Here is a 26,008-nt window from a genome sequence, read left to right on the forward strand (position 1 = left end):
AGGCATTTTCAAGCCGCCTTCACCACTTCATCGCTGACGACCTCGAACTTCTTCAACTCCATTCGCCCGAAGCTCGTCGACAGCGCGACGTCAGCGGCGTCGCGGCCTGTGGCCATCAGGATACGGCCGATGCGCGGAACATTGTGGCGGGCATCGAAGGTGAGCCACTTGCCGGAGAGGTAGACCTGAAACCAACCGGAAAAATCCATCGGGAACGGTTCGGGCGGAATGCCGATGTCGCCCATGTAGCCGGTGCAGTAGCGCGCCGGAATACCCATGCAGCGGCAGAAGGCGACCGCGAGATGCGCGAAGTCACGGCAGACGCCGGAACGGCTTTCATAGACGTCGTGCGCGGACTTCATGTGATGGGCGTGCTCGTAGCCGAAGGTGACGTGTTTGTGCACGAACTCGGTGATCGCGCAGACGCGCTTCCAGCCAGGTTCGGTCTTGGCGAACAGCGGCCAGGCGATGTCGGTAAGCTTGTCGGTCTCGCAATAGCGGCTCGGCATCAGATAAAGCAGAAGCTCGTTTGGCAACTGCTCGATCGGCAATTGCTGCGCGGTCGGCATCACCTCGTCCGGCAGGCCGGAGTCGCGCACCAGCGCGCTGCCCTTCAGCGTGACGCCGCCCGCTGGCGCGACGAGGCGGCCGCAGATATTGTTAAAGCTGTCGTGATAGAAGCGGATCGGCACGTCCGGCTCGGCGATCACCATCTCCTTGCCAACGATGTCGGCCTGGCGCGAGGGGTGGATGTTGAGCATGATTACCATCGGCGTCGGCTGTGGCGCAGCGTAAGCAATCTCGAAGCCGACGTTGATGTCCATCTACAATACCTCTGCCTCCAGCTCTTCGTCGCTCTCTTGGTCGTCCGAGACCACCTTGATGTTCACCTCCATGGCCTCGAACGCCTCGGCCGAGCCGAGATAGACCCCATGCAGCGGGATCGCCTGGCGGGGATCGCGGGCCACTGCGACGCGGATCAGGTCGCGCGTGCCGACGATGCCGTTGGTCGGATCGAACTCGATCCAACCCGCGCTCGGCAGATACACCTGCACCCAGGCGTGGGTCGAGCCGCCGCCGACATGGCGCGTCTCGAGATCCTCCGGCACGAAGATGTAGCCGGAGACGAATCGCGCGGCGATGCCGAGCCGGCGCAGCGCCTCGATCATGATCAGCGCATAGTCGCGGCAGGTACCGGTGCCCCTTTGCAGCGTGTCGAGCGGATGCTGCGTGCCCTGCTCGTGACGCTTGCGATATCTGAAGGCCTTGCGGATGCCGTGCGTCATGCCGCTCAGGATCTTGAACGTCGGCGTCGGCGCCTCCTCGTCGAGGAAACTGCGCGCCCATTCCGACAGCTCGCCGTCGGGATCGGCATATTGCGGCGTGATGTAGTGCACGAGATCCGGAAATTCCTCGTCGTCATAGACGAAGGGGTAGAAATAGGCCGGATCGTCCGGCGTCAGCGCGTACTCCTCGACCGGATTGTGCTCGACGGTGACGTGCCAATCGAACGTCAGGACGTCCGCGCGCTCGTCGAAATTCGCGATCGCAACCGAATTGCCGAACACGTCATGGATCCAGTGCAGCGACATCGGCTGGGGCGAAATATGAAGCCGGCTGGCGAGCACGCGCAGATCGTGGCTGTCGCGCGGACGCAGCATGATGCGATGCTCGCCGAACGCCACCGGGCGATTGTAGCGATATTCGGTCTTGTGATGAATCGTGAGCAGCGGCATCGTTAGGCAATCATGGTGATTTTGGACCGGCTAATCTATAGCGTTGGCTGCCCAATTTTAAGAGCAGAGTGCATTTTCCATAGGCAATCAGGATGGTTTTAGAGGCGGCCGGCACGACGAATCAACTTCTCGGCGAAGGCGACATTCCGCCGGTGCATGAGACGAATGCGGCAGGAGGTGCCCCCTTCCTGCTCACCTGCGATCATTACGGGCGGACGCTGCCTCACGCGCTCGGCGATCTCGGCGTCGCCGAAACCGAGCTGACACGGCACATCGCCTGGGACATCGGGATTGCCGGCGTCGCGGAGCGGCTGGCTGGGATGCTGGATGCGCATCTGATCGTGCAGCGCTACTCGCGGCTCGTGATCGACTGCAACCGCCCGCCGGGCGTCGCAAGCTCCATCCCCGTGATCTCGGAGGCCACGGTGATCTCGCGCAATGAGGGGATTTCCGCCGACGAACGCGACGCGCGGCGCCGCGAGATTTTCGATCCCTATCACGGCCGCATCAATGCGGTGATCGACGCGCGCGTTCATGCCAGGCGCCCGACCGTGCTGGTCGCGCTGCACAGCTTCACGCCGGTCTATGCCGGCGTCGCGCGGCCCTGGCACATCGGCACGCTCTATCACCGCGACACCGTGCTGCCGCAGCTCTTGCTGAAACATCTGCGCGGCGAAAGCGATCTCGTGGTCGGCGACAACGAGCCCTATGCGGTGAGCGACCTCACCGACTACACCATCCCCGTCCACGGCGAGGCGCGCGGCCTCTTCAACACCGGCATCGAGATCCGCCAGGATCTGATCACCGACCAATCCGGCCAGCAGCAATGGGCGGAACGGCTGGCGAGGATTTTTGCGGAGATCGAAAAAGAGCTGAGGGCGGAGGGGTTGGTGTAGCCGCTGCTGGGCGCAAGCCGCGGCTCATCTCTTCAACCCATCAGATCATGTCGCAACAGGACACGCCGCGAGGGGCTATTTGGCCCGGGTCAGCGCCAGCCAGATACCGCCGCCGATCATGAAGCCGCCGGAGACGCGCGACATCATCCGCGTCCGGCGTGCCGAGAAGAATTTTCGGGCGCGGCCGGCGGCGGTTGCGTAGAGCGCGTCCGTCATCGCGGCCGTCACCATGAAGGTGGCGCCCAGCAGCGCGACCTGCGGGAAGTGGTCGCGGTTCATGTCCATGAACTGCGGGATGAAGGCGCCGAAGAACACCAGCACCTTCGGGTTCGACAGCAGCACCAGAAAGCCTTGCAGGAAGAAGCCGCCGCGTGGCGGTGCCGGCGGTTCATCGACCTTGACGCCCTCGACCGGCGACCAGATCAGCTTGATGCCGAGCCAGATCAGATAGGCGGCCCCGGCAAAGCGCACCCAGTCGAACCAGTAGCCCATGGTCGCCATCAGCGAGGTCAGTCCGATCGCGACGATGCCGATCACGATCGCAAGGCCAGCCTGTGCGCCCGCGACGTTGGTCAGCGCCGCCCGGGTTCCATGCCTGAGGCCATTGGCGATGACGAGCGTGACGATCGGACCCGGCAACAGCGCCAGCGCGATGCAGGCGGCGACGAAGGCGAGATAGGCTTGCAAGGACATCATGGGGAGACTCGCTGAGGGAGTTGCGGCTCATTAATGCATGTTTGGCGCAGGGGCGAAAGCTCGACGTGTATCGCACGCACGGGCCACGGACACCGTCGTCATACCCCGCGAAAGCGAAGGCGGGTGATGACGGCGGTGTGGGCGGCGCGATCGTACGTGCCTTACCGTCCATCCAGCGCAGCGACCATCCATGTTTTCATCTCCTGCGTTTCCAGGAACTCAATCGCAGCGTGCTGCATCGCGCGCGCCTTATCCGCACTTTGCACAACTGCAACCAGGAGATCGCAGCGACGCGACAGGGCGATACCGGTGGCCGCGTGGCGCGTGCCGTCGGACATGTCGAGATCGTAGCGTCTGGCGCGACCATGCAGCTCGCCGACGCGCAACCGATCGCCCGGAGCGGCCGCCGCGAAACGCGGGCTGATCAAATCGAGATCGGTGACGCGATCGACCTCGTCGTCATCGGCAACGCCGCGGTCGCAATTGCAGAAGCCGAGCTTGGCGCGGACGTAGAGCTCGGCACCCGCGCAGCCACCTTCGCAGCGGAAGGCACGGCCGGCCGGCCAGCCGTCGCGCGGAAACGGCCAGGCGATCTCGCGCCAATGTGAAGACGTCTCCGCCGGCACCGGCGCGAGTTGATACGCGCCGACACCGGACGCGCCGAGCGCGATTGCGGAGGCCAATAGGGTCGCCGCGCGCCGCATCATCAGTTCTTCGGCAGGCCGGCGACGGCGCGCGCAGGTCCAGTCAGCTCCAGAATGTGCATCCCGGTATTGGCGCGATCGACGATATAGATATAGCCGCGGTCATCGGTCTCGACATTGTTGGTCTGGATCGCGACCTTGCAGCGCTCGCCACCTTCGACGGGGATGCAGCGCTTGTCAGTCGCCGCCGTGATCGCCGGGATGAAGTAGCCGACCTCCTTGGGGTGATAGGGATCGCGGATATCGAGCGCACGTACGCCGGCATTGAAGAAGGCGATGAAGGCCATCCTCTTGTAATAGACCGGCGCCATGCTCTCATTCGACGAATGCGAGCCGAACCGGCCGCCGCGCTGACAGAACTGCCCGCTCGCCTCGGGCACCGTATAGCTCGAGATCATCATCGGCCGCGCCTCGGTGGTGACGTCGGCGAACCACACCATCTGCCGCGCTTCGCCGCATTCGTTCAAAATCGCCTCGTCGACGATCATCACGATGTCGCGGGTCTTGCCGTCCCTGTCTTCGGCGAACTCGGCGACGGGCATGTCGAGCATCGGAAACGTCGTATGCGCGCCGTTGAAGGCGGACATCGGCAGGCGCGCGATCTCGGGATAACGCAGGTTCTCCGGCGTCGGCTCCTTGCCGCCGTTCAAGAGCTTCTCGCGATCGACGATCTGCAAGATGCCGCCCTTGTTGGTGCCGTAGCCGAAATAGACGCGGTTGCCCGTCGGCCCCGTCGAAATCGGCCCGTGCAATTCGGTCGGCACCGCGCCGGTCGCACCGGGCTCCTGCCCGGGCAGGCCGAAATCCCTGATTTTCTGCGGATGCGCGGGATCGCCGAGATCATAGACCTGCGTCATACGGCGCGTGCGCCAGTCCGGCGCGCCCGAGACGAGATAGGCGATGCCGGTGTCGCATTCCCACCAGCTCTTGTGCGTGTCCTTCAAACCGCCAATGCGGCTGATGAGCACGGGATTGCCGGGATCGGCGACGTTCCAGATCTCATGCGCCTCGCTGCCGAAGGTGCGCAGCATGTAGACGGCGTTGGCATCGCCCTTCGGCAGCGATTTGCCATCGCAGACCCGCACCATCTGCGCGCCGCCGGATTCATACTTGCCCTCCTGCCCCGGCAGGTGGCGCAGATATTTGGGATGCGCGGCGTCCGTGACGTCGACGATCGAGGTGCCGTTCGGCTCGGCTTGCCCCGTCAAGGGATTGACGGGACTGGGCACGTCGTCGGTGCCGCCATGATGGCCGATATAGGCGATCCAGCGATCGCCCTGATGATGAATGGTCGGCTGATAGGCGCTGCGAGCCTGAAGGTCGCTATATCCGACCAGCTTCATGTTGGAGGCTTCGGGCGGCGCGCCGATCACCTGCTGCTTCTGGGCGTGGACGCTGGCGCCGCATGCAAGATAGACCAGGCAGCAAGCAAGTTGGACGCGACGAAACATGTTTCCTCCCGGAACCAATCTCCGTTGGCTGAGATACGCTAACACAGGGACCGCGCCGAAAACATGATCTCGAGATCAAGGCAGTCATTCCGGAAACCGCGCAGCGGTGATCCGGAATCTCGAGATTCCGGGTTCATCGCTGCGCGATGCCCCGGAATAACGGACATGCTTGACATGCAACCATTTGGTTGCCTATTATCATCTGCATGGATGAGGTCTTCAAAGCGCTGGCCGACGCCTCGAGACGGTCGCTCTTGGACAGGCTTCACGCCAAAAACGGCCAGACGCTGAACGAGCTCTGCGAGGGCCTGGAGATGACGCGACAGGCCGTCACCAAGCACCTTGCCATTCTCGAAGAGGCCAACCTGGTCACCCCCTTCAGGCATGGCCGCGAGAAGCTGCACTACCTCAACCCCGTGCCGATCCATCAGATCGGCGAACGCTGGATCAGGAAGTTCGAGCGCGGGAAACTCGCCGCGCTCAGCGAGTTGAAACGTCAACTGGAGAAGCGCGATGAGTAAGCCGAGCTATGTCTACGTGACCTATATCGAGACCTCGCCCGAGGCGCTGTGGCAGGCGCTGACTGACGGCGATTTCACCGAACGCTACTGGTTCGGCCATCGCATCGCCTCCGACTGGACGCAGGGCGCGCCCTATCGTTTCACCAACAATGGCAATCCGACGGTAGAGGGCGAGGTCATCGCCTTCGAGCCGACGCGGCGGCTCGCCTATAGCTGGCACAATCGCAAGCCCGAAGCCGCGGGCGAAGGGATCTCGCGCGTCACCTTCGATCTCGAACCGCGCGGCAAGGTCGTCAAGCTGACGGTCACGCATGACGAGCTCGGCGAGGACGGCAAGACCCTGCGCGACATTTCGGGCGGCTGGCCGATGGTGCTGTCGAACCTGAAGAGCCTGCTCGAGACCGGCCACACCATCGACATCGTGCCGCCGAGTTATTCAAAGAAGGACGCCGCGTGATGTCTCGGCCCGAATTCGTCTATGTCACCTATATCGAGACCACACTGGAAAAACTCTGGAACGCGCTGACCGACAGCGAGTTCACCCGGCAATACTGGTTCGACACCGAGGTCAGATCCGACTGGAAGGTGGGCTCGTCCCTCGCACTCGTCATGAGCGGCAAGACCACCGACACCGGCGAGATCCTGGAAATCGATCCACCGCGCCGGCTATCTTATACGTTCAAGCATGAAGTCGACGAGGCGATGCGGAATGAACCGCCAAGCAAGGTCATCTTTACACTCGAGCCGTGGGGTAATCTCGTGAAGCTGACGGTGACCCACGAGGGCTTCGCCCACGGCAGCAAGCTGCTCGACGGCATCTCCAAGGGATGGCCGGCAATCCTCTCCGGGCTCAAGAGCCTGCTGGAAACCGGCAAAGCGCCTACGATCCCGCCGGCCGCGCTGGCCATCGAAGGATTTGAATGATGAATCTCGCGCAGTTCAAGCCGCTCACGGTCTACACCATCTACATCGCCTCCACGCCGGAAAAGGTGTGGGAGGCGCTGACCTCGGCCGAGTTCAGCCGGACGTATTTCTTCGGCAATGCCGTCGAGGTCGAGCCGCGGCTCGGAGGTGTATTTACCGTGCACACGCCGGACGGCGCGTTGCATATCAGCGGCGAGGTCCTCGCCTACGACCCGCCGCGAAAGCTCTCGGTCACCTTCAACGTCAACTGGCCCGAGTTGATCGAGAAGCTCGGGCCGACGCTCGTCACCTACGAGATTGAAAAGATTGGCGACGCGGTCCGGCTCACCATGAGCGAAGGCCACGACCGGCCGCTCAGCGACGACATTCTTGCCGGCGGACGGCAGGGCTGGCCCGCGATCCTGTCGAGCCTCAAGAGCGTGCTCGAGACCGGCAAGCCTCTGGTGGTCAAGATGGGCCCGCCGCAACGCATGCTGGACGCGCTCAAGGCGATGGGCATCAAGACGCCATAGCGCCTGCAATCTCCGCCGTCGTCCTGGACAAGCGAAGCAAAGCGGAGCGCTGATCCAGGACCCATTACCCCAGGGAGATGTTTGGCGAAGCCTCGTGGTTACGATCTCGCGCCACGACTGCTTTCTGGGGTAATGGGTCCTGGCTTTCGCCATGACGACTAGGGAAGGGGCACCACAAGCCGCCGATAGAGATGCCACGTCGCATGCCCGAGCACCGGCAGCGTCACGATCAGCCCGAGAAAGTACGGCAGCGCCGAGACGATCAGCAGCATCACGATGACCGCGGCCCAGCCGATCATCGGCAACGGGCTGGTGACGACGGCACGCACGCTCGTCACCATCGCGGTAACGAAATCGACATCGCGATCGAGCAGCAGCGGGAACGACACCACCGTCAGCGAGAACAGGATCAGAGACAACGCAGCACCGACCGCATTGCCGATGGCCAGGAACAACAGGCCCTCATTGGTGGTGAGCACCACGGTCATGAATTCCTGCAGGCTCGAGAACGAGGCGTGCAGGCCGAGCAGCAGCGCGATCAACAGCCGCACCTGATACATCCAGACCACGAACACGAACAGCGTGACGAAGGCCATCCAGCCGATCTCGCTGCGCGACCGTATCGTCGACCAGATCCCGCCGAAGGAAACTGGCTCACCTCGCTCGCGGCGCCGGCTGACCTCGTAGAGGCCGATGGCGACGAACGGCCCGATCAGCGCAAAGCCCGCCGCGAGAGGATAGACGAGATAGATCAGGCCGAAGGCGGTAAGGCAGAGCATGATGGCGATGCCGCCGGCGGCATAGAGCACGCCGAAGCAAAGCCCGTACAGCGGCAGCGCCTGGAAATCCCGAAGGCCTTCGGCCAGCGCCTCCGCGATGTCGGTCGCGGCCACAGTGCGCACCACCGGATCGACTTTGCCCGAGATGGACATTGGCTTCCTCCGCGAATTCCTCTCGCGCGATCTTCACCGCGCGCGGTACCCTTGGCGCCAATGATAGTCCGCTCTCGCAGGGCTTGCACGGGAGAGTTGAGCGGTCAGCTGATACCGCGATGGTCTTTCAATGCTGCACCACTCTCCCGCTCGTCAGGAGTGCGACGCGAACAGAAGCGCCACACCGAGATTGGCCACGAACAGCGCCGCGTCGATGACGAAGATCCTGAGCATCGGCCCCTTCAACACGGGCCAGTAGGCCACCCCAACGCGTCCGCCGCGCATCAGGACCGGAAGATTATAGGCGAACTGGCTGAAGTGGCAGGCGGCGAAGAACAGGAAGAAGACCAGCTGCGCTTCGATGGGCTGGAAGAAGTGTGGCCGAACGGCGAGAAGATAGAGCGAAAGAATTCCGATCGGCAGATTGATCCCGCCAAGGAACGCCACGCTGGCCGACACGGTCGGCGCAATCGGATTGCTGCGCTCTTCCCGCGGCACGAGAATCTTCAGCGTATTGCGCTGGGCGATGCTGAACTGGATGAAGGCGCCGCCGAACCAGAGCGTGTTGAGCAGCAGGACGAAATCTGAAAGATGCATTGCTATTTTCCGTAGAAGGCCTCGCTACGCACGACACGACCGGCATCATCGAAGTCCATGAACTCGCTGGCGCGCTTGTCGCCCAATTGCCACCACACCGTCAGGCGCGCGATCGCGTCGTCCCAGCTCCAATTCAGGATCTTCAGGTCAGCACTTTCGATGCTGCCATAGGCTTGCCGCCAATAGTCCCGGATGTTTTCCGCGCCCGCGACGATGGCAGAATTGGTCAGCTTCAGTGCGAGAGGGCTGCGCATCTCTGCGTCTTCGGCAAAGTGCGCGACGACCGCGTCGATATCGACCCTGCACCAGCTCGCGCACCACGCTTCAACAAACCGTCCTGCGGCTGCGCGATCCATTTTCTGTCCGCTCATGGCGCTGGCCCTCCCCTGGCTCGCCACCAGAAGAGTGACAAAACCAGCCTCTCATGTCAACTTTGTTGACCTCAGAGCTAATTGTTGTCGGCAATCGCTTCCATGACGGCCATCCATGTGGCCGCGCCGCGCGCGCCGACGCGATCGAACGCCTGGCGCAGGACCTTGCGCTCGTAGTCCGATGCCTTCTCCTCGATGCGTTGCCCCGCTTGCGTCAGGCGCAGCAGTTTGGAGCGATGCTGCTCGGGCGACCGCTTCGAGGTCAGAAGCTTGCGCTCCAGCAACAGATTGAGCGGCCGATTCAAGGCCTGCTTGGAAATGCCGAGTGTCTCGATCAGCGAGCCGATTGCGATATCGGGTCGGCGGGCCACCACATAGAGGACACGATGATGCGGACGCGACAGACCCTGCTTCGCAAGATACTCGTCGGCCAGGAGCGTCATTCCGCGCCAGCCGTAATACATGAGCTCCAGCGCCGCATCCAGATCGTGCAGCTTCTCGAGTGAGGCACGGTGAAGACCCGCGGCACGAGACGTCTTTGGCATCATCTGACTGCGTCGAATTGAAAAGAATTTATACCCGCGCCCGCACCGTCGCAAAAAACTTTCGCACGTCGCGCACGAACAGCTCCGGCTGCTCGAAGGCGGCGAAGTGGCCGCCCTTCTCCATCTCGCTCCAATGCGTGATGTTATGAAAATTGGGCTCCATCCAGCGCCGCACCGGCGTGATGATCTCCTTGGGGAACACCGCAACGCCGGTCGGCACCTTGACGACCGGCGTCGTGCGGCGCTTGCCAAAGCTCTCCCAATAGAGCCGCGCAGAGGAGGTCGCCGTCTCCGTCGCCCAATAGAGCATGACGTTGTCAAGCAGCTCGTCCCGGGTGAAGATGTTTTCGGGGTGGCCGTTGCAATCGGTCCAGGCCCAGAACTTTTCCAGGATCCAGGCCGCCTGCCCGCTCGGCGAATCCGTCAAGCCGTAGCCGAGCGTCTGCGGACGCGTCGATTGCTGCTTTGAATAACCGGAGTCGAGATCGACATAGTGCTTCAGCCCGGCGAGCGCCCGCTTGTCCTCAGCCGTCGGCTCGCCCTCGACCCTTGGTGCCGAAGTGAAGGCCAGCGTGATGTGAATGCCGGCGCAATGTTCGAAGTCCTGCGCGCCGAGCGAGGTCGTCACCGCCGAGCCCCAATCGCCGCCCTGCGCGCCGTAGCTGACGTAGCCGAGGCGATCCATCAGCTTGGCCCAGGTCGCGGCGATGCGGTCGACGCCCCAACCGGTCACTTTTGGTTTCGCGGAGAAGCCGAAGCCCGGCAGCGACGGGCACACCACGTGGAAAGCATCAGCCGGATTGCCGCCGTGCGCGGCGGGATCAACTAGCGGCGCGATCACCTTCTGAAATTCGACGATCGATCCGGGCCAGCCATGGGTGATGATCAGCGGCAGCGCGGCAGGCTCTTTCGAGCGCGCATGGATGAAGTGGATATCGAGCCCGTCGATCTCGGTCGTGAACTGATCGAAGCGATTGAGCTTTGCCTCGCGCGCCCGCCAGTCATACTCGTTGGCCCAATAGCCGCAGATCTCCTTGATCCATGTCAGCGGCGCCCCCTGGCTCCAGTCGTCGACCAGCTCCGCCTCCGGCCAGCGCGTACGCACAAGGCGCGATTTGAGGTCGGTGAGGATGTCGTCGCTGACATTGATGCGGAACGGCTTGATCGCGCTGGTCATCGGCTGCCTCCCGATCTGTCTGTCGAGGAGACTAGACCGAATGGTCGCCACATCAAAGGTACCCCTTGTGGGAGAAGGTGGCGCGAAGCGCCGGATGAGGGGTTCTATCCGCAGAGAAAAATACGAGAAGCTCAAGCGCCGAGAGAGACCCCTCACCCGGCTTCGCTTCGCGAAGCCACCCTCTCCCACAACAAGGGGAGAGGGAAAGAAAGCATTAGCCTGTCAACGCAGCCTTCACCAAAGCACTGGCCTTCGCGAAATCCATCTGCCCGGTGTACTTCGCCTTTAATGCGGCGATCACCTTGCCCATGTCCTTCATGCCCGCCGCGCCCGTCTCAGTGATCGCGTCCGAAATCGCCTTCTTCACGTCATCATCCGACATCTGCTTGGGCAGATAGGCCGAGATGACGGCGATCTCCTCGCGCTCCTGGGCGGCGAGCTCGGCGCGGCCGCCCTTCTCGTAAAGTTCGACCGCCTCCTGACGCTGCTTGATCATCTTCTGGAGCACGCCGAGCAGCTCGGCATCGCTAAGCGGCGGCTTGCCGTTGCCACGCGCCTCGATGTCGGCGTTCTTGATGGTCGAATTGACCATGCGCAGCGTGCCGAGCTTGCGCTCGTCCTTGGCCTTCATGGCCTCTTTCACCGCAGCGTTGATGTCGTCACGCATCATGGTCCTGATCCTTTCGATGTATTGTGCCTGATCTAGGCCGTTCGCAGCCGGGAGGCCATAGCGTACCCGCGCCGGTCCGGGTCCATTATTTCCCCATCAGCCGTCCAAATTGCCCAAAATTGCCAATTTCAGCCAAAGTGCGTTCGAAGGTCTGTCAAATATGCAAAAACGCATGTGAATCCGCACTTCTCCGCTTTGACGGCAGCGCCGCGCCGGACTATGTAGCGGGCTCATGACACAATCCGCAAACGATCACGCTTGGCCGGACCATAAACCGACCGCGCTCTTGGTGCTTGCCGATGGCACGGTGCTCGAAGGCTTTGGCCTCGGCGCGGAAGGCCACGCCGTCGGCGAGGTCTGCTTCAACACCGCGATGACCGGCTATGAGGAGATCCTGACCGATCCGTCCTATGCCGGGCAGCTCATCACCTTCACCTTCCCGCATATCGGCAATGTCGGGACCAACGAGGAAGACATCGAGACGGTGAACATGGCCGCAACGCCCGGCGCGCGCGGAGTGATCCTGCGCACCGCCATCACCGATCCCTCGAACTACCGCGCCACCCGCCATCTCGACCAGTGGCTGAAGGCACGCGGCATCATCGGCCTGTCCGGCATCGATACGCGCGCGCTGACCGCGCTGATCCGCACCAAGGGCATGCCGAACGCCGTGATCGCTCACGCGAAGAACGGCGAGTTCGACCTGCACGGCCTGAAGGAAGAGGCGCGCGAATGGCCCGGCCTCGAGGGCATGGACCTCGTGCCCATGGTCACCTCGGGTCAGCGCTTCACCTGGGACGAGACGCCCTGGGAATGGAATCAGGGTTTCGGCCGCCTGGACAATCCTGCGTACAACGTTGTCGCCATCGACTACGGCATCAAGCGCAACATTCTGCGCCTGCTCGCTGGCGTCGGCTGCAAGGTGACGGTGGTGCCGGCGACGACATCGGCCGAGGACATTTTGGCGATGAAGCCGGATGGCGTGTTCCTGTCGAACGGCCCGGGCGATCCGGCCGCGACCGGCAAATATGCCGTGCCGGTGATCAAGGAAGTGATCAAGTCGGGCACGCCGACGTTCGGCATCTGCCTCGGCCACCAGATGCTCGGCCTCGCCGTCGGTGCCAAGACCAGGAAGATGCATCAGGGCCATCACGGTGCCAACCATCCCGTGAAGGACGAGACCACCGGCAAGGTCGAGATCACCTCGATGAACCACGGCTTTGCCGTGGACGAGAAGACGCTGCCGAAGGGCGCAACCCAGACCCATGTGTCGCTGTTCGACGGCTCCAATTGCGGCATCCAGCTCGACGGCAAGCCGGTGTTTTCGGTGCAGTATCACCCCGAGGCTTCGCCCGGCCCGCGCGACTCGCACTATCTGTTCCAGCGCTTTGCCGATCTGATGCGCGAGAGGAAGCGGGCGTAAGCTTTCGCGATCCTACTTTTCGAATTCGTCATGCCCGGGGCCTCGTCCCGGGCATTTTTATTCGTCATTCCGGGGCGCGCGAAGCGCGAGCCCGGAATCCATTGCGCAACGAGCTCCGTGGGACGATGGATTCCGGGTTCGACGCTGACGCGTCGCCCCGGAATGGCGAGGGAACGTTGACTGACGCCCTTCGTTGAACCCTGCTAGTCTGCGTCCGGAGCCCGCCATGGCCGTCGTCCACGACAATGCCGAGCCGCTTGCGATCGTCTTCGAAGACGATGGCGTCGTGCCGAACAACATCATGCCGTTCCTGGTCTATCAGGGCACCGTCAAGCTCGATCCGAAACGTCCCGAGGAAACCATCGAAGGCCTGTTCGCCGAGAACGGCTGGGGCGGCACGTGGCGCAACGGCGTCTACGATTATCTCCACTATCATTCGACCGTGCATGAGGTGCTCGGCGTCGCGCGCGGCCACGCCCGCGTGCGCTTCGGCGGCGATCACGGTCAGGAGCTCGACATCAAGGCGGGCGACGTTGCGATCCTCCCCGCTGGCACCGGACATCAGCGTATCAGCGCAAGCGACGATTTCTGCGTGATCGGCGCCTATCCGCCCGGATCGAAGATGGAAGTCACGCGCCCAACGCCAGGGAACCACGTCAAAGCGCTGAAGACCATACCGGCGGTGAAACTGCCACCGAGCGATCCCGTAATGGGCAAGCAGGGGCCGTTGATGCGGCTGTGGCGAGGTCCCTAGCGCTATTTCGGCAGCATACTCCGGCGCAGTGCAGCCGATAGAGCGTCTGCAGCACTTCACCAGCTCGAGCGCGCATCTTGCCGAGATGCTGCGACAATGCGGCCGAGGACAGCCCGACAAGGCCCGCGAGCTCGCCGACCGACCGCTCCCCGTCGAGAAGGTTTCGAATATAATGAGCAACTATGTTTTTCTCTGAGGAGCATCCTCATGCCGACCACGTTCACACCGCTGGCCTCGCTTGCGGGCGGGGTCCTGATCGGGCTTTCCGCGGTGATGCTGATGGCTGTCAGCGGCCGGATCGCCGGCGTCAGCGGCATCGCCGCGCGTCTGCTGCCGCCCTTCGGCGATAACGCTACCGCGGGCCGCTTCGCCTTCATCGCCGGGCTCATCGCTGCGCCCGCGCTTGCGCGCCTCGTCACCGGCGAGTTTCCACCGCAAGCGATCGAGACCGGCGGCGTGCTTCTGGCCGTCGCCGGCGTGCTGGTCGGCTTCGGCTCGGTGTGGGGCAACGGCTGCACCTCCGGGCACGGCGTCTGCGGAATATCGCGCCTGTCGATCCGCTCGATTGTAGCCACCCTGATCTTCATGACCACCGGCTTCGTAACGACGTTCGTCGTCCGGCATCTCGTGTGAGGCCTGCCATGTCTGTCCTGATACAGTTTGCCATCGGCCTGATATTCGGAGCCGGGCTCTTGATCTCCGGCATGTCGAATCCCGCGAAGGTTCTCAATTTCCTCGATCTCGCCGCCATTCGCACGGGATCGTGGGACCCGAGCCTGATGTTCGTGATGCTGGGTGCCGTCGCCACCGCTTTCATCGGCTTCCGAATGGTACTGAAGCGACAACGGCCGCTGCTCGGCGACACCTTCCATCTGCCGGCCAGGAACGATCTCGATCCACGCATCATTGTCGGGCCGGCGATTTTCGGCGTCGGCTGGGGTCTCGCCGGCTTCTGTCCGGGCCCGGCCTTTGTGGCCTTCGGCTACGGCACTTTGGCTTCGGTCCTGTTCGCGATCGCGATGATGGTCGGGATGGCCGCTGCCCGCGCGCTCACGGAGCGGCAACCGACGCTGGCGATGCCATCTTACGAGTAACGGAAGGCCGCAGGAGGCCCGGCGAGCTGCGCTCTACGCAGCCGCGGGGCTAACACCAACCTGCTGCAGTTGCGCCCTTACGCCGCGTTGCTGCCTTCCTGACGCGAGGCCTCGAACAGGAACCAGGTCCGCCGCTCGGTCTCGTCGATGAAGGTTTCCAAAAGGCTCGCGCTCGCGACATCGCCGGCTTCGTCGCAGACCTCGTGCGCTTTGCGCATGGCGGCTGCGACGTGCTTGTTGTCCTGCATCAATTCGCGCAACATCTCGCGTGGCGGGACGTAATCCTCGTCATTGTCCTTGATGGTCTTGAGCTTGGCGACCTGGCCGATCGACTTCAGCGTGGCGCCGCCGATCTTGCGGACGCGCTCGGCGAGCTGGTCGGTGGTGGCGAAGATCGCTTCCGACTGCTCGTCCAGCAGCAGGTGGTAGTCGCGAAAGTGCCGGCCGCTGATGTGCCAGTGGAAATTCTTGGTCTTCAGGTACAGCGCAAAGGCATCGGCAAGCAACACGTTGAGCGCTTCCGAAACCTTGTCGACCGAGGCGGATGCCAAATCGGTCGGGGTGTCGAGATCGGATGAGATCTTGTGGTTATCTGGCTTTTTGCTCACGGGAGACCTTCCTGTTAGGACGCGGACATTGACGGCGTGCCGTCGCACCCCTAACGCAGGCGAGCAGCACCGGTTCCTGACCCGGAACCGCTTTGCCGGGACCCTCGAAGACCATGGACGATTGGATCGACTATTACGACTCCACGCACACGATCTATGTCAGCAAGCTGCATCGCGATTTGCACTTCCAGATCATCGCGCGGGACATCATCGGCTACATCTCCTCGCCCGACGCGACGGTGCTGGACTATGCCTGCGGCGAGGCGCTGTCCGCGAGCGAGGTGGCGAATGCCTGCGGGAAGCTGATCCTAGCGGAGCCCGCACCGGGCGTGCGTGGCCGGCTGATCGCGCGCTTTGCGCCGAACACCAGGATCCGTGTCCGCTCGCTTGAAGACGTGCGCAAGATGGCCGAGCAATCCATCGACCTCGTGGTGATGAACTCGGTCATTCAGTATATGACGTCGGCGGAGCTGGACTCCGCGCTCTCTGTGATCCGCCGGCTCCTGAAACCTTCAGGCAAGCTGGTGCTCGGCGACATCCTCCAGCCCGAGGTCGGCATGTTCAGGGACGTGATGGCGCTGCTCAGCTTTGGCGCACGTCACGGCTTTCTAAAGGATGCGCTGGTCGGACTGGTCTCGACCGCGCTGTCCGACTACCGCCACCTGCGCTCGCGCATCGGACTCCAGCGCTACAGCGAGGACGAGATCACCGCCAAGCTCGCGGCGGCGGGGTTTTCGGTGCAGCGCGCGCACACCAATATCGGACATAACCGCTGGCGCATGACCTTCATCGCGCGCCCGCCCTTTGCACGCGGTTAGGGTTAACGAGGAGTGGAAGTGGCCTGCCCGATCGCGATCGGTCATGATCCGGTTGGCCCGGTGGCGGAAGCGTCAACGCGAGGGCAGTGCATCGCTCTTTATCCTGGTTCAAATCCAGGCCGGGTCTCCACGCTTCGCCCCTGCGGGGCTACGCGTGGCGCAGCCACGCAAGGCCCGCAGGGGCGAAGCGTGTCCGGTGTAGCTGGAGCGGAGCGAAAGCGAAGACGGACTGCCCGTCCAAAACCTCACTCCCCTTCAACGACTTCACACTCGGACAGAAGCTGAAGCCGATCGGCATCCTTGGCGGCCGAGCTGATCACGGCATCGAGCAGGCCCGGGAAACGCGCTTGCAAATCCTCGCGGCGCAGCCGCATGAATCGGCTGGTCCCCACCACTCGGGTCTGCATTAGCCCGCATTCGCGCAGTTTGGCGAAGTGATAGGCGAGGTTCGACTTAGCCCCGAGGCCGCTGAAGTCGCCACAGCGCAGTTCGCTGCTGACACGTTCCTGCTGGGCGAGTTGGTAGACGATCGCCAGCCGGATCGGATCGCTGAGGCAATCCAGAACCATTGGCAGCTCGATCTGCTCGCGGGTGGGGTGCAAGGGCGTGCGGCTCATAGGCCGGATTATAACCATGCGGCCGCTATGTTCAATAGTTCTTGAACTAATTGACAACGGAACCAGGGCAGCGAATAGTTCAATAAACATTGAACTTAAAAGGAAGGCCTGGACATGAGCATCTTCTGGCTGGCGCTTGCCGCTTTTGCGATCGGGACGGAAGCCTTTGTCATTGCGGGTCTTTTGCCGACCATCGCGACGGACCTGTCGATCTCGGTATCGGCCGCCGGGCAGTTGGTCACTGTGTACGCCCTCACCTATGCCGTGGGATCGCCGATCCTGGCGGTGACGCTGAACAATATCGACCGCCGCACCGTGCTGACGGTGGCACTCGCGACCTTCATTGCCGGCAATCTGGTGGCGGTGGTCGCCGCCGGCTTCCCGCTGCTGCTGGCCTCGCGGATGCTGATGGCGTTCGGCGCCGGCCTTTGCATGCCTACCGCGCTCGGCGTTTCTGTCGCGGTTGCCTCTCCTGAGCGGCGCGGACGCGCGGTCGCGCTGGTCACCTCCGGCCTCACGGTTGCAACCGTGGTCGGTGTTCCCCTGGGTAATTTCATCGGCAGCCTGTACGGCTGGCGTTCGACCTTTGCCATGGTCGCCCTGCTCGGGGCCGTCGCGCTCGCGGGCCTGCTGTTCGGCCTGCCCCGTGGCCTGCCGCGCAACGCAGCCTCGCTGGCAGAACGGCTGGCGGTGGCCCGTCACAGCAATGTCCTGATCGCGCTTCTCATCACGACCCTGTGGGCGCTCGGCGGCTTCACCGTCTTCACCTATTTCGCGGTCCCGCTGAAAAGCCTCGGTTTCGACGCCTCCAGGATCAGCCTTGCGCTGCTGGTCTTCGGCGGAGCGGCCGCGATCGGGAATATGCTCGGCGGCGTCCTCGCTGACCGGCTCGGGACGCTGGCCACAGCGGCGCTCGGCCTCGCCGGCATGGCTAGCGCGCTGATCCTGCATTCGCTGGTCCTGAAGCTGTTGCCCGGCCAAGCCCAATACGCCGTGCTGGGCGCGATCTTCCTCTGGGGCATTTCGGGCTGGGCGTTCTATCCGGCGCAGGTTGCCAGCATCATCCGGATTGAGCCGCAAGCCTCGATGATCGCGCTTTCGCTCAACGCCTCCGCCATGTATCTCGGCTTCGCTATCGGTGGCGCCTTGGGCGGCGCGGTGCTGGCGGCGCTCTCGCCGACCGATCTCGGCTGGGTCGGCGGATCGAGCGTTGCGACCTCGCTTCTGGTGCATCTTGCCCGTGGCTGGCAGGCTCGGCCGAAACCCTTAAAAATTGCCGGTTGATGGGCGTTTTTCGGGGTTTCGCTGCCTCGGAATCTGGTCTAAGACCCACCCGCGCGCGAGGGAGACCCCCGCGCTGGCGCATGATCCGCCAAAGTGTGGGCGGTTTGGCGTGAAGATCATGCGCTTTTTTTAGAGTTGAAGCGCGATCGGACGCAAAACCGGCTACCACTTTTGCTGATCGCGCTTCGGCTTCAGGGGACGCGCGGCAAGCGCGCCCTTTTTTTGTGCCCAAATTCCAGTTCGCGAGTCTTATGCCCAAACGAACAGACATCTCGACCATCCTGATCATCGGCGCCGGTCCCATCGTGATCGGCCAGGCCTGCGAATTCGACTATTCCGGCACCCAGGCCTGCAAGACGCTGAAGGACGAGGGTTATCGCATCGTCCTCGTCAATTCCAACCCGGCCACCATCATGACCGATCCGGAATTGGCCGATGCGACCTATATCGAGCCGATCACGCCCGAGATCGTCGCCAAGATCATCGAGAAGGAACGTCACGTCATTCCCGGCGGCTTCGCGCTGCTGCCGACCATGGGCGGCCAGACTGCGCTCAACTGCGCGCTGTCGCTGCGCCGGCAAGGCACGCTGGAAAAGTTCGACGTCGAGATGATCGGCGCGACCGCTGACGCCATCGACAAGGCCGAGGATCGCCAGCTTTTCCGCAACGCCATGGAGAAGATCGGGCTCCAGACACCGAAGTCGCGGCTTGCCAATGCCTCAGAACTGAAGAAGTCCTTCCGTGACAAATACCACGCCGAACGCGAGAAGCTGTCCGGCGAAGCGCTGGAAAAACTCGACCAGCAGTGGGTGCTCGGCGAGAACGAACGTCGCAAACGCTACCAGGAATATGCGCTGGGCCAGGCGATGATGGCGCTGTCTGAGATCGGCCTGCCCGCGATCATCCGGCCGTCCTTTACGCTCGGCGGTACCGGCGGCGGCATCGCCTACAACAAGGAAGAGTTCCTCGACATCATCGAGCGCGGCCTCGATGCATCCCCCACCAACGAGGTCCTCATCGAGGAATCCGTTCTCGGCTGGAAAGAGTTCGAGATGGAGGTGGTGCGCGACAAGAAGGACAATTGCATCATCGTCTGCTCGATCGAGAATTTCGATCCGATGGGCGTGCACACCGGCGACTCCATCACGGTGGCGCCCGCGCTGACGCTGACCGACAAGGAATACCAGATCATGCGCGACGCCTCGCTGGCGGTGCTGCGCGAGATCGGGGTCGAGACCGGCGGCTCGAACGTGCAGTTCGGCATCAACCCGGCCGACGGCCGCATGGTCGTGATCGAGATGAACCCGCGTGTTTCTCGTTCGTCGGCTTTGGCGTCGAAGGCGACGGGCTTCCCGATCGCCAAGGTCGCAGCCAAGCTCGCGATCGGCTACACGCTGGACGAGATCGCCAACGACATCACCGGCGGCGCGACGCCGGCCTCGTTCGAGCCGACCATCGACTACGTGGTGACCAAGATCCCGCGTTTCGCTTTCGAGAAATTCCCCGGCGCCTCCCACACGCTGACGACCTCGATGAAGTCGGTCGGCGAGGTCATGGCGATCGGCCGCACCTTCCAGGAAAGCCTGCAAAAGGCGCTGCGCGGGCTCGAGACCGGGCTGACCGGTCTCGACGAGATCGAGATCGAGGGCTTGGGCCAGGGCGACGACAAGAACGCGCTCCGCGCCGCGCTCGGCACGCCGACGCCGAACCGGCTGCTCCAGGTGGCGCAGGCGATGCGGCTCGGCTGGTCCAACGACGAGATCTTCAACTCCTGCAAGATCGACCCCTGGTTCCTCGCCGAGATGCGCTGCATCGTCGACATGGAGGACAAGGTCCGCAAGAACGGCCTGCCGCAAAATGCCTTCGGCATGCGCACGCTGAAAGCCATGGGCTTTTCGGACGCGCGACTCGCGGTGCTGTCGGAGAGCACGGAAGGCGATGTGACGGCAAAGCGCCACGCGCTCGGCGTCCGCCCCGTATTCAAGCGCATCGACACCTGCGCCGCCGAGTTCGCCTCGCCCACCGCCTATATGTATTCGACCTATGAGGCGCCGTTCGCAGGCGCAGTTGCGGACGAGAGCGAACCGTCGGACCGGAAGAAGGTCATCATCCTCGGCGGCGGCCCGAACCGCATCGGCCAGGGCATCGAGTTCGACTATTGCTGCTGTCACGCCTGCTTCGCGCTGCATGACGCCGGCTACGAGTCCATCATGGTCAACTGCAACCCGGAGACGGTGTCGACCGACTACGACACCGCCGACCGGCTGTATTTCGAGCCGCTCACGGCCGAGGACGTGCTCGAGATCATCGCGACCGAGCGCAGCAAGGGCACGCTGCATGGCGTGATCGTGCAGTTCGGCGGCCAGACCCCGCTGAAGCTCGCGCGTGCGCTGGAAGCTGCCGAAGTGCCGATCCTCGGCACCTCGCCCGACGCCATCGATCTCGCCGAAGACCGCGACCGCTTCAAGCGCGTGCTCGACAAGCTTCGTCTCAAGCAGCCGAAGAACGGCATTGCCTATTCGGTCGAGCAGGCGCGGCTCGTCTCCGCCGATCTCGGGCTGCCGTTGGTGGTGCGTCCGTCCTACGTGCTCGGCGGCCGCGCGATGCAGATCATCCGCGAGGAGAACCAGCTCAACGACTATCTGCTCGGCACGCTGCCGGAGCTCGTGCCCGCCGACGTCAAGGCGCGCTACCCCAACGACAAGACCGGGCAGATCAACACCGTGCTCGGCAAGAACCCACTGCTGTTCGATCGCTATCTCTCTGACGCCACCGAGGTCGACGTCGACTGCCTCTGCGACGGCAAGGACGTCTTCATCGTCGGTATCATGGAGCACATCGAGGAAGCCGGCATACACTCCGGCGACTCCGCCTGCTCGCTCCCGCCCTACTCGCTCGATGCCCAGATGATCGAGGAGCTGGAGCGGCAGACCCGCGAGCTCGCGCTCGGGCTCGACGTCGTCGGCCTGATGAACGTGCAATACGCCATCAAGGACGGCGAGATCTACGTGCTCGAGGTCAATCCGCGCGCCTCGCGCACGGTGCCGTTCGTCGCCAAGGTGATCGGCACGCCGGTCGCCAAGATTGCCGCCCGCATCATGGCCGGCGAGAAGCTCGCCGACTTCAAGCTGAAGAAGGCCCGGCTCAAGCATGTCGGCGTCAAGGAATCGGTGTTCCCCTTCGCCCGCTTCCCCGGCGTCGACACGGTGCTCGGTCCGGAGATGCGCTCGACCGGCGAGGTCATGGGCATCGACCGCTCCTTCGAGGTCGCGTTCGCCAAGAGCCAGCTCGGCGGCGGCACCCGCGTGCCACGCAAGGGCACGGTGTTCGTCTCGGTGCGCGACAGCGACAAGAACCGCATCGCGGACGCGGTGCGGTTGTTGCAATCCGTCGGCTTCAAGGTGCTGGCGACCTCGGGCACCCAGCGCTTCCTGGCCGACCAGGGCATTCCTACCGAGAAGGTGAACAAGGTGCTGGAGGGCCGGCCGCACATCGTCGACGCCATTACCAATGGCGACATCCAGCTCGTCTTCAACACCACGGAAGGCCCGCAGGCGCTTGCCGACAGCCGTTCGCTGCGGCGCGCAGCCCTCTTGCATAAAGTGCCGTATTACACCACTCTTTCCGGGGCCGTGGCGGCCGCGCAGGGCATCCGCGCTTATCTGGGCGGGGACCTTGAGGTTCGCACCCTGCAGAGCTACTTTTCGGAAACCTGATCGTTAGCGGGGGCCAAGCCCGCGCTAAGTGATTGGCAATGAAGCTACAATGGCCGGAGGAACTGTCCGGCCATGTGGTTGTTCTGTTCCGGCGCCAGCCCCACATAACGTTCCGGTGGCCGTGTGTTCAGCCCCGGGATCACCGACGAATCAAGGTTGCTGCGCCCTCCGTTTTTGTGGGCGCGGGGCCGAAGGACGAGAGAAGAGATGGAAAAGGTTCCGATGACTTCGGCCGGATTTGCCGCGCTCGGAGAAGAATTGAAGCATCGCCAGTCCGTGGATCGTCCGCGGATCATCGAGCATATCGCCGAGGCGCGCTCACACGGAGACCTGTCGGAGAACGCGGAATATCATGCCGCGAAGGAAGAGCAGTCCCACAATGAGGGCCGGATCGCCGAGCTCGAGGACAAGCTCGCGCGCGCCGACATCATCGACATCTCGAAACTGTCCGGCGACACCATCAAGTTCGGCGCCACCGTGACGCTGGTCGACGAGGACACCGAGAAGAAGACGGTGTGGCAGATCGTCGGCGAGGTCGAGGCCGACGCCAAGAAGGGCCGCATCTCCATCACCTCGCCGCTCGCCCGCGCGCTGATCGGCAAGAAGAAGGGCGCCTCCGTCGAGGTCAACACGCCCGGCGGCGCCAAGGCGTACGAGATCACCAAGGTCGAGTGGCGGTAATCCGTGCCGCGGTACCGAAGGGAAAAGCCGCGCGACCAGCGCGGCTTTTTTGTCTCTCGGTCGTTGCACGATTGTAAACGGCCGCGATTGTGAACCATGACATCCTCGGCCATGCTCTCTTGGCTGCATCAAGGGAGGACACGATGGACGTCGATCGTATCGCCGCGCAGAGCCAGCCCTATCTGCTCAGCTTGTTCCGCTTCATCACCGGACTTCTGCTGTTCCAGTTCGGCGTGGCAAAACTGTTCAAGTTTCCGCCGGTCGAGATGTTCGCGGACGTCACGCCGCTGTCGCTTTGGGGCATCGCCGGCATGATCGAGCTGGTGTTCGGCGGCCTGTTGATGCTGGGCCTGTTCACACGCCTCGTCGCCTTCATCCTGTCGGGCGAGATGGCGTTCGCCTATTTCATCGAGCATCTGCCGAACAGTTTCTTCCCGCTCGTCAACGAGGGGACGCTGGCGATCCTGTTCTGCTTTGCCTGCCTTTATCTTGCCTCCGCCGGCGGCGGTCCGATCAGCGTGGACGCCATGCGGCAAGGATGAGTCTTGCTTCAGCGCCGCCCCTTTACCTCGAGCGGCACGGCGGCTTCGTATTTCGAATTGTGCAGCACCAGCGAGGTCCGCACGTTGCGCACGTGCGGCGCGGCGGTCAGATGCGTGACGAAATCCTGGAACGTCGCCATGTCCGGCGCGACGCATTTCAGGATGAAATCGACCTCGCCCGACAGCATCCAGCATTCGCGCACCAGCGGTTCGGCGCGCACGAACTGCTCGAAGGCGCGCAAATCCGCCTCCGCCTGGCTCGACAAATGGACGGCGGCGAACACCGTGACGTCGAAGCCGAGCTTTCGCGAATCGAGCAGCCCGCGATAGCCGTGGATGAAACCTTCCTCCTCGAGCGCCCGAACACGGCGCAGGCAGGGCGGCGGCGAAATGCCGACGCGCTTGGCCAGCTCGACATTGGTGATTCGTCCGTCAGCCTGGATCTCGGCGAGAATTTTGAGATCGATCTCGTCTAGGTTCCGCGACACGTGATTGGAACTCCTGGCTTTAGGGCGGTATCGGGTGGTTTCGTCGCAATCCTCATAACCAGTCCCGCCAAGATGCGCAATTTTATTGCGCGTGCAGCGCAACGGTCTTTTGTTCCCGGGGGGAAAAATCCGCCGACATGGGCTGCAATTCTTGCATAGCTCGCCAGATGGCTTAAATTAGCAACTGACATTTCAGCGCCTCCGCGGCGCCTTCCCAGGCACTATCCGCGCCCGCGCTGCAACTCCCCCAAGAGAGAGGCACCGGTCCACATGCGCGCGCCCATCCATGCCAAGGTCGTCATCATCGGCTCCGGCCCCGCCGGCTACACCGCGGCGATCTATGCCGCGCGTGCGATGCTCGAGCCGATCTTGATCCAGGGCATCCAGCCGGGCGGCCAGCTCACCATCACCACCGACGTCGAGAACTATCCGGGCTTTGCCGACGTGATCCAGGGTCCCTGGCTCATGGAGCAGATGGAGAAGCAGGCGGTCCATGTCGGTACCAAGATCGTCACCGACCTCGTCACCAAGCTGGAGACCGCGCAGCGGCCGTTCCGCCTCACCTGCGACAGCGGCGACGTCTATCTCGCCGACACCGTGATCCTCGCCACAGGCGCGCAAGCGCGCTGGCTCGGGTTGCCGTCCGAAGGGAAATTCCAGGGCGGTGGCGTGTCGGCCTGCGCCACCTGCGACGGCTTCTTCTACCGTGGCAAGGAAGTCGTGGTGGTCGGCGGCGGCAATACCGCGGTCGAGGAAGCGCTGTACCTGACCAACCATGCCTCGCAGGTCACCATCGTGCATCGGCGCGATCACTTCCGCGCCGAGCGCATCCTGCAGGAGCGTCTGTTCAAGCACCCGAAGATCAAGGTGATCTGGGATTCAGCCGTCGACGAGATCTGCGGCACCGAGAACCCGAACAAGGTCACCCATGTGCGACTGAAGAACGTCAAGACCGGCACGCTCACCGAAGTGAAGGCCGACGGCGTCTTCATCGCCATCGGGCACGCGCCGGCGACCGAGCTCGTGAAGGGCCAAGTGAAACTCAAACCGTCGGGCTATGTCGAGGTCGCCCCGAACTCGACCGCCACCTCGGTGCCCGGCCTGTTCGCGGCCGGCGACGTCGCCGATGAAACCTATCGCCAGGCCGTGACGGCCGCAGGCCTCGGCTGTATGGCCGCACTCGAAGCCGAACGTTTCTTGGCCTTGCGCGCCAGCGAGCGCGCGGCAGCGGAATAGCGATCATGCCTCGAACACGCGACGGATTTACCGATATGGACTGGGACAAGCTGAAGGTGTTTCACGCGGCGGCGGAAGCGGGCAGCTTCACGCATGCGGGCGAGCAACTCGGCCTGTCGCAGTCGGCCGTGTCACGCCAGGTCTCGGCGCTGGAGCAGGAGCTCTCGGTCTCGCTCTTCCACCGCCATGCCCGCGGCCTGATCCTCACCGAGCAGGGCGACCTCTTGTTCCGCACCGCGCATGACGTGTTCATGCAGCTCCAGGCCGCGCGCGCCAAATTGACCGATAGCCGCGAGCGGCCGAGCGGCGACCTCAAGATCACGACCACGCCCGGCGTCGGCATCAACTGGCTGATCCCGCGGCTCGGCGAGTTCACGGCACTGTACCCGGAGATCCGCATTTCGCTGATCGTGACCGACGAGGAGCTCGACCTCTCGATGCGCGAAGCGGATGTTGCGATCCGCACCCGCAAGCCGACGCAGCCGGATCTCATCCAGCGCAAGCTCTTCGCGATGGGCTTCCATGCCTATTGCTCGCCGGAATACATCAAGCGTTTCGGCACGCCGCGCACGCTCGAGGAGCTCGATGCTCACCGCATCATCACGCTCGCCGACGGCAACTTCGCGCCGCATTTGCAGAACCGCAACTGGCTGGTCGAAGCGGCGCGCAATGGCTCGGGCCCGCGCGAGGCTTACTTCAAGGTCAACAACATCCTCGGTCTCGTGCGCGCCTGTCAGCAGGGCCTTGGGATTGCGGCGCTGCCGGATTACCTCGTCGAAGAAAACAGCCGCCTCGTGCAACTGTTCGGTGAATCGGACTCGATTCAACTCGACACCTATTTCGTCTATCCCGAGGAGTTGAAGACGGTCGCGCGCGTGCAGGTGTTCCGCGATTTCGTGGTGAGCAAGGCGCAACGCTGGCCTTCCTGATTTCCGCATGACTGACATGCGACCTCGGCTGTTGCTGCAGGGCTCTAGCCGAGCCCATACTCTCTCCACGCTGAGCCTTCGCGTTG

At 63.3% G+C, this 26,008-nt stretch carries 31 protein-coding genes and 1 tRNA gene; 17 read left to right on the forward strand and 15 right to left on the reverse strand.

Annotated features, from left to right (window positions below; translation table 11 throughout):
* Positions 1-8 precede the first annotated feature (8 nt).
* Entirely contained in the window at positions 9-824 is an 816-nt protein-coding gene (locus Q3C01_RS17250; RefSeq protein WP_458146516.1) for a transglutaminase-like domain-containing protein, read from the reverse strand.
* Entirely contained in the window at positions 825-1,736 is a 912-nt protein-coding gene (locus Q3C01_RS17255; RefSeq protein ID WP_458146517.1) for a transglutaminase family protein, read from the reverse strand.
* A gap of 92 nt (positions 1,737-1,828) precedes the next feature.
* Between Q3C01_RS17255 and Q3C01_RS17260 the strand changes: the two genes are divergently transcribed.
* Positions 1,829-2,632, forward strand: a complete 804-nt coding sequence (locus tag Q3C01_RS17260; protein ID WP_458146518.1) for an N-formylglutamate amidohydrolase — start codon at positions 1,829-1,831, stop codon at positions 2,630-2,632.
* Between the two features lie 75 nt (positions 2,633-2,707).
* Here Q3C01_RS17260 and Q3C01_RS17265 read toward each other — a convergent pair whose 3' ends face one another.
* The 3 genes from Q3C01_RS17265 to Q3C01_RS17275 all read right to left on the reverse strand — a co-directional run bounded on the left by Q3C01_RS17265 (position 2,708) and on the right by Q3C01_RS17275 (position 5,483).
* The gene (locus Q3C01_RS17265; RefSeq protein ID WP_458146519.1) at positions 2,708-3,328 is read right to left on the reverse strand and encodes a LysE family translocator; all 621 of its coding nucleotides are present in this window, start codon (positions 3,326-3,328) and stop codon (positions 2,708-2,710) included.
* Between the two features lie 161 nt (positions 3,329-3,489).
* Positions 3,490-4,035 (reverse strand): hypothetical protein, encoded by a 546-nt coding sequence (locus Q3C01_RS17270; protein ID WP_458146520.1) that lies wholly within the window; start codon positions 4,033-4,035, stop codon positions 3,490-3,492.
* On the reverse strand, positions 4,035-5,483 hold the full coding sequence (locus tag Q3C01_RS17275; RefSeq protein WP_458146521.1) for an LVIVD repeat-containing protein: 1,449 nt from the start codon (positions 5,481-5,483) through the stop codon (positions 4,035-4,037). The genes Q3C01_RS17270 and Q3C01_RS17275 overlap by 1 nt, the downstream gene beginning before the upstream one ends.
* A 206-nt stretch (positions 5,484-5,689) precedes the next feature.
* Between Q3C01_RS17275 and Q3C01_RS17280 the strand changes: the two genes are divergently transcribed.
* The 4 genes from Q3C01_RS17280 to Q3C01_RS17295 are packed head-to-tail and all read left to right on the forward strand — an operon-like array spanning position 5,690 to position 7,440.
* Positions 5,690-6,004 carry an ArsR/SmtB family transcription factor gene (locus Q3C01_RS17280; protein ID WP_458146584.1) on the forward strand — a complete coding sequence of 105 codons (315 nt, stop codon included), beginning with the start codon at positions 5,690-5,692 and terminating at the stop codon, positions 6,002-6,004.
* Positions 5,997-6,461 carry an SRPBCC family protein gene (locus Q3C01_RS17285; protein ID WP_458146522.1) on the forward strand — a complete coding sequence of 155 codons (465 nt, stop codon included), beginning with the start codon at positions 5,997-5,999 and terminating at the stop codon, positions 6,459-6,461. The genes Q3C01_RS17280 and Q3C01_RS17285 overlap by 8 nt, the downstream gene beginning before the upstream one ends.
* Positions 6,461-6,928 (forward strand): SRPBCC family protein, encoded by a 468-nt coding sequence (locus Q3C01_RS17290; protein WP_458146523.1) that lies wholly within the window; start codon positions 6,461-6,463, stop codon positions 6,926-6,928. The genes Q3C01_RS17285 and Q3C01_RS17290 overlap by 1 nt, the downstream gene beginning before the upstream one ends.
* Positions 6,928-7,440, forward strand: coding sequence for an SRPBCC family protein (locus tag Q3C01_RS17295; RefSeq protein ID WP_458146585.1), 513 nt, complete (start codon positions 6,928-6,930; stop codon positions 7,438-7,440). The genes Q3C01_RS17290 and Q3C01_RS17295 overlap by 1 nt, the downstream gene beginning before the upstream one ends.
* A gap of 158 nt (positions 7,441-7,598) precedes the next feature.
* On the opposite strand, the gene Q3C01_RS17300 is transcribed toward Q3C01_RS17295, so the two are convergent.
* From Q3C01_RS17300 to Q3C01_RS17325, 6 genes are all read right to left on the reverse strand, one after another.
* Positions 7,599-8,372, reverse strand: coding sequence for a DUF2189 domain-containing protein (locus tag Q3C01_RS17300; protein ID WP_458146524.1), 774 nt, complete (start codon positions 8,370-8,372; stop codon positions 7,599-7,601).
* A gap of 153 nt (positions 8,373-8,525) precedes the next feature.
* The gene (locus tag Q3C01_RS17305; RefSeq protein ID WP_458146525.1) at positions 8,526-8,969 is read right to left on the reverse strand and encodes a hypothetical protein; all 444 of its coding nucleotides are present in this window, start codon (positions 8,967-8,969) and stop codon (positions 8,526-8,528) included.
* A 2-nt stretch (positions 8,970-8,971) separates the two neighbouring features.
* A complete protein-coding gene (locus tag Q3C01_RS17310; protein WP_458146526.1) occupies positions 8,972-9,340 on the reverse strand; it encodes a nuclear transport factor 2 family protein in 369 nt (122 codons plus the stop codon).
* A gap of 77 nt (positions 9,341-9,417) precedes the next feature.
* Entirely contained in the window at positions 9,418-9,885 is a 468-nt protein-coding gene (locus Q3C01_RS17315) for a MarR family winged helix-turn-helix transcriptional regulator (RefSeq protein WP_458146527.1), read from the reverse strand.
* Positions 9,886-9,913: 28 nt separating this feature from the next.
* Positions 9,914-11,062 carry an epoxide hydrolase family protein gene (locus Q3C01_RS17320; RefSeq protein WP_458146528.1) on the reverse strand — a complete coding sequence of 383 codons (1,149 nt, stop codon included), beginning with the start codon at positions 11,060-11,062 and terminating at the stop codon, positions 9,914-9,916.
* Between the two features lie 214 nt (positions 11,063-11,276).
* Complete coding sequence (locus Q3C01_RS17325; protein WP_458146529.1) at positions 11,277-11,732, reverse strand: GatB/YqeY domain-containing protein; 456 nt, start codon at positions 11,730-11,732, stop codon at positions 11,277-11,279.
* A 232-nt stretch (positions 11,733-11,964) separates the two neighbouring features.
* On the opposite strand from Q3C01_RS17325, the gene carA reads away from it, so the two are divergent.
* Positions 11,965-13,155 carry a glutamine-hydrolyzing carbamoyl-phosphate synthase small subunit gene (gene carA, locus Q3C01_RS17330; protein WP_458146530.1) on the forward strand — a complete coding sequence of 397 codons (1,191 nt, stop codon included), beginning with the start codon at positions 11,965-11,967 and terminating at the stop codon, positions 13,153-13,155.
* A gap of 226 nt (positions 13,156-13,381) precedes the next feature.
* A complete protein-coding gene (locus Q3C01_RS17335; RefSeq protein WP_458146531.1) occupies positions 13,382-13,909 on the forward strand; it encodes a hypothetical protein in 528 nt (175 codons plus the stop codon).
* On the opposite strand, the gene Q3C01_RS17340 is transcribed toward Q3C01_RS17335, so the two are convergent.
* Complete coding sequence (locus Q3C01_RS17340) at positions 13,812-14,093, reverse strand: helix-turn-helix domain-containing protein (RefSeq protein ID WP_458146586.1); 282 nt, start codon at positions 14,091-14,093, stop codon at positions 13,812-13,814. The two genes, Q3C01_RS17335 and Q3C01_RS17340, sit on opposite strands and share 98 nt — an antisense overlap.
* Positions 14,094-14,116: 23 nt before the next feature.
* Here Q3C01_RS17340 and Q3C01_RS17345 point away from each other — a divergent pair, with 23 nt between their 5' ends.
* Together Q3C01_RS17345 and Q3C01_RS17350 are read left to right on the forward strand one after the other, a co-directional pair.
* Positions 14,117-14,542 carry a YeeE/YedE family protein gene (locus Q3C01_RS17345; protein WP_458146532.1) on the forward strand — a complete coding sequence of 142 codons (426 nt, stop codon included), beginning with the start codon at positions 14,117-14,119 and terminating at the stop codon, positions 14,540-14,542.
* A gap of 8 nt (positions 14,543-14,550) precedes the next feature.
* Positions 14,551-15,003 carry a DUF6691 family protein gene (locus Q3C01_RS17350; RefSeq protein WP_458146533.1) on the forward strand — a complete coding sequence of 151 codons (453 nt, stop codon included), beginning with the start codon at positions 14,551-14,553 and terminating at the stop codon, positions 15,001-15,003.
* A 77-nt stretch (positions 15,004-15,080) separates the two neighbouring features.
* Here the strand turns inward: Q3C01_RS17350 and Q3C01_RS17355 are convergent, their stop codons facing one another.
* Entirely contained in the window at positions 15,081-15,611 is a 531-nt protein-coding gene (locus Q3C01_RS17355) for a Dps family protein (protein ID WP_458146534.1), read from the reverse strand.
* A 113-nt stretch (positions 15,612-15,724) separates the two neighbouring features.
* Between Q3C01_RS17355 and Q3C01_RS17360 the strand changes: the two genes are divergently transcribed.
* Both Q3C01_RS17360 and Q3C01_RS17365 read left to right on the forward strand, forming a co-directional pair.
* On the forward strand, positions 15,725-16,429 hold the full coding sequence (locus tag Q3C01_RS17360; RefSeq protein WP_458146535.1) for a class I SAM-dependent methyltransferase: 705 nt from the start codon (positions 15,725-15,727) through the stop codon (positions 16,427-16,429).
* Positions 16,430-16,483: 54 nt separating this feature from the next.
* A tRNA-Ala gene (locus tag Q3C01_RS17365) sits at positions 16,484-16,559 on the forward strand.
* Between the two features lie 115 nt (positions 16,560-16,674).
* Here the strand turns inward: Q3C01_RS17365 and Q3C01_RS17370 are convergent.
* Positions 16,675-17,046, reverse strand: coding sequence for an ArsR/SmtB family transcription factor (locus Q3C01_RS17370; protein WP_458146536.1), 372 nt, complete (start codon positions 17,044-17,046; stop codon positions 16,675-16,677).
* Between the two features lie 114 nt (positions 17,047-17,160).
* On the opposite strand from Q3C01_RS17370, the gene Q3C01_RS17375 reads away from it, so the two are divergent.
* The 4 genes from Q3C01_RS17375 to Q3C01_RS17390 all read left to right on the forward strand — a co-directional run bounded on the left by Q3C01_RS17375 (position 17,161) and on the right by Q3C01_RS17390 (position 23,269).
* On the forward strand, positions 17,161-18,330 hold the full coding sequence (locus Q3C01_RS17375) for an MFS transporter (protein ID WP_458146537.1): 1,170 nt from the start codon (positions 17,161-17,163) through the stop codon (positions 18,328-18,330).
* Between the two features lie 251 nt (positions 18,331-18,581).
* Positions 18,582-22,046 carry a carbamoyl-phosphate synthase large subunit gene (carB, locus tag Q3C01_RS17380; RefSeq protein ID WP_458146538.1) on the forward strand — a complete coding sequence of 1,155 codons (3,465 nt, stop codon included), beginning with the start codon at positions 18,582-18,584 and terminating at the stop codon, positions 22,044-22,046.
* Positions 22,047-22,253: 207 nt separating this feature from the next.
* Entirely contained in the window at positions 22,254-22,727 is a 474-nt protein-coding gene (gene greA, locus Q3C01_RS17385) for a transcription elongation factor GreA (protein ID WP_027525218.1), read from the forward strand.
* A gap of 143 nt (positions 22,728-22,870) precedes the next feature.
* Entirely contained in the window at positions 22,871-23,269 is a 399-nt protein-coding gene (locus Q3C01_RS17390; protein WP_458146539.1) for a DoxX family protein, read from the forward strand.
* Positions 23,270-23,277: 8 nt separating this feature from the next.
* Here Q3C01_RS17390 and Q3C01_RS17395 read toward each other — a convergent pair whose 3' ends face one another.
* A complete protein-coding gene (locus Q3C01_RS17395) occupies positions 23,278-23,757 on the reverse strand; it encodes an Lrp/AsnC family transcriptional regulator (RefSeq protein WP_458146540.1) in 480 nt (159 codons plus the stop codon).
* 270 nt (positions 23,758-24,027) lie between these two features.
* Here Q3C01_RS17395 and trxB point away from each other — a divergent pair, with 270 nt between their 5' ends.
* The gene (gene trxB / locus Q3C01_RS17400; protein WP_458146541.1) at positions 24,028-24,993 is read left to right on the forward strand and encodes a thioredoxin-disulfide reductase; all 966 of its coding nucleotides are present in this window, start codon (positions 24,028-24,030) and stop codon (positions 24,991-24,993) included.
* Positions 24,994-24,998: 5 nt separating this feature from the next.
* Positions 24,999-25,922, forward strand: coding sequence for a LysR family transcriptional regulator (locus Q3C01_RS17405; RefSeq protein ID WP_027525214.1), 924 nt, complete (start codon positions 24,999-25,001; stop codon positions 25,920-25,922).
* The last annotated feature ends 86 nt before the right edge of the window (positions 25,923-26,008 follow it).

Source organism: Bradyrhizobium sp. UFLA05-109, assembly GCF_054185165.1.

Bases quoted from the DNA above. Each gene is read 5' to 3' on its own strand.
- Q3C01_RS17290 (WP_458146523.1), top strand. From the start codon at position 6,461: ATGTCTCGGCCCGAATTCGTCTATGTCACCTATATCGAGACCACACTG.
- Q3C01_RS17275 (WP_458146521.1), bottom strand. From the start codon at position 5,483: ATGTTTCGTCGCGTCCAACTTGCTTGCTGCCTGGTCTATCTTGCATGC.
- Q3C01_RS17320 (WP_458146528.1), bottom strand. From the start codon at position 11,062: ATGACCAGCGCGATCAAGCCGTTCCGCATCAATGTCAGCGACGACATC.
- Q3C01_RS17360 (WP_458146535.1), top strand. From the start codon at position 15,725: ATGGACGATTGGATCGACTATTACGACTCCACGCACACGATCTATGTC.
- Q3C01_RS17285 (WP_458146522.1), top strand. From the start codon at position 5,997: ATGAGTAAGCCGAGCTATGTCTACGTGACCTATATCGAGACCTCGCCC.
- Q3C01_RS17315 (WP_458146527.1), bottom strand. From the start codon at position 9,885: ATGCCAAAGACGTCTCGTGCCGCGGGTCTTCACCGTGCCTCACTCGAG.
- Q3C01_RS17255 (WP_458146517.1), bottom strand. From the start codon at position 1,736: ATGCCGCTGCTCACGATTCATCACAAGACCGAATATCGCTACAATCGC.
- Q3C01_RS17405 (WP_027525214.1), top strand. From the start codon at position 24,999: ATGCCTCGAACACGCGACGGATTTACCGATATGGACTGGGACAAGCTG.
- Q3C01_RS17265 (WP_458146519.1), bottom strand. From the start codon at position 3,328: ATGATGTCCTTGCAAGCCTATCTCGCCTTCGTCGCCGCCTGCATCGCG.
- Q3C01_RS17280 (WP_458146584.1), top strand. From the start codon at position 5,690: ATGGATGAGGTCTTCAAAGCGCTGGCCGACGCCTCGAGACGGTCGCTC.
- carB (WP_458146538.1), top strand. From the start codon at position 18,582: ATGCCCAAACGAACAGACATCTCGACCATCCTGATCATCGGCGCCGGT.
- Q3C01_RS17270 (WP_458146520.1), bottom strand. From the start codon at position 4,035: ATGATGCGGCGCGCGGCGACCCTATTGGCCTCCGCAATCGCGCTCGGC.
- Q3C01_RS17310 (WP_458146526.1), bottom strand. From the start codon at position 9,340: ATGAGCGGACAGAAAATGGATCGCGCAGCCGCAGGACGGTTTGTTGAA.
- Q3C01_RS17305 (WP_458146525.1), bottom strand. From the start codon at position 8,969: ATGCATCTTTCAGATTTCGTCCTGCTGCTCAACACGCTCTGGTTCGGC.
- Q3C01_RS17375 (WP_458146537.1), top strand. From the start codon at position 17,161: ATGAGCATCTTCTGGCTGGCGCTTGCCGCTTTTGCGATCGGGACGGAA.
- carA (WP_458146530.1), top strand. From the start codon at position 11,965: ATGACACAATCCGCAAACGATCACGCTTGGCCGGACCATAAACCGACC.
- trxB (WP_458146541.1), top strand. From the start codon at position 24,028: ATGCGCGCGCCCATCCATGCCAAGGTCGTCATCATCGGCTCCGGCCCC.
- Q3C01_RS17345 (WP_458146532.1), top strand. From the start codon at position 14,117: ATGCCGACCACGTTCACACCGCTGGCCTCGCTTGCGGGCGGGGTCCTG.
- Q3C01_RS17350 (WP_458146533.1), top strand. From the start codon at position 14,551: ATGTCTGTCCTGATACAGTTTGCCATCGGCCTGATATTCGGAGCCGGG.
- Q3C01_RS17295 (WP_458146585.1), top strand. From the start codon at position 6,928: ATGAATCTCGCGCAGTTCAAGCCGCTCACGGTCTACACCATCTACATC.
- Q3C01_RS17370 (WP_458146536.1), bottom strand. From the start codon at position 17,046: ATGAGCCGCACGCCCTTGCACCCCACCCGCGAGCAGATCGAGCTGCCA.
- Q3C01_RS17390 (WP_458146539.1), top strand. From the start codon at position 22,871: ATGGACGTCGATCGTATCGCCGCGCAGAGCCAGCCCTATCTGCTCAGC.
- Q3C01_RS17325 (WP_458146529.1), bottom strand. From the start codon at position 11,732: ATGATGCGTGACGACATCAACGCTGCGGTGAAAGAGGCCATGAAGGCC.
- Q3C01_RS17335 (WP_458146531.1), top strand. From the start codon at position 13,382: ATGGCCGTCGTCCACGACAATGCCGAGCCGCTTGCGATCGTCTTCGAA.
- Q3C01_RS17250 (WP_458146516.1), bottom strand. From the start codon at position 824: ATGGACATCAACGTCGGCTTCGAGATTGCTTACGCTGCGCCACAGCCG.
- Q3C01_RS17260 (WP_458146518.1), top strand. From the start codon at position 1,829: ATGGTTTTAGAGGCGGCCGGCACGACGAATCAACTTCTCGGCGAAGGC.
- greA (WP_027525218.1), top strand. From the start codon at position 22,254: ATGGAAAAGGTTCCGATGACTTCGGCCGGATTTGCCGCGCTCGGAGAA.
- Q3C01_RS17300 (WP_458146524.1), bottom strand. From the start codon at position 8,372: ATGTCCATCTCGGGCAAAGTCGATCCGGTGGTGCGCACTGTGGCCGCG.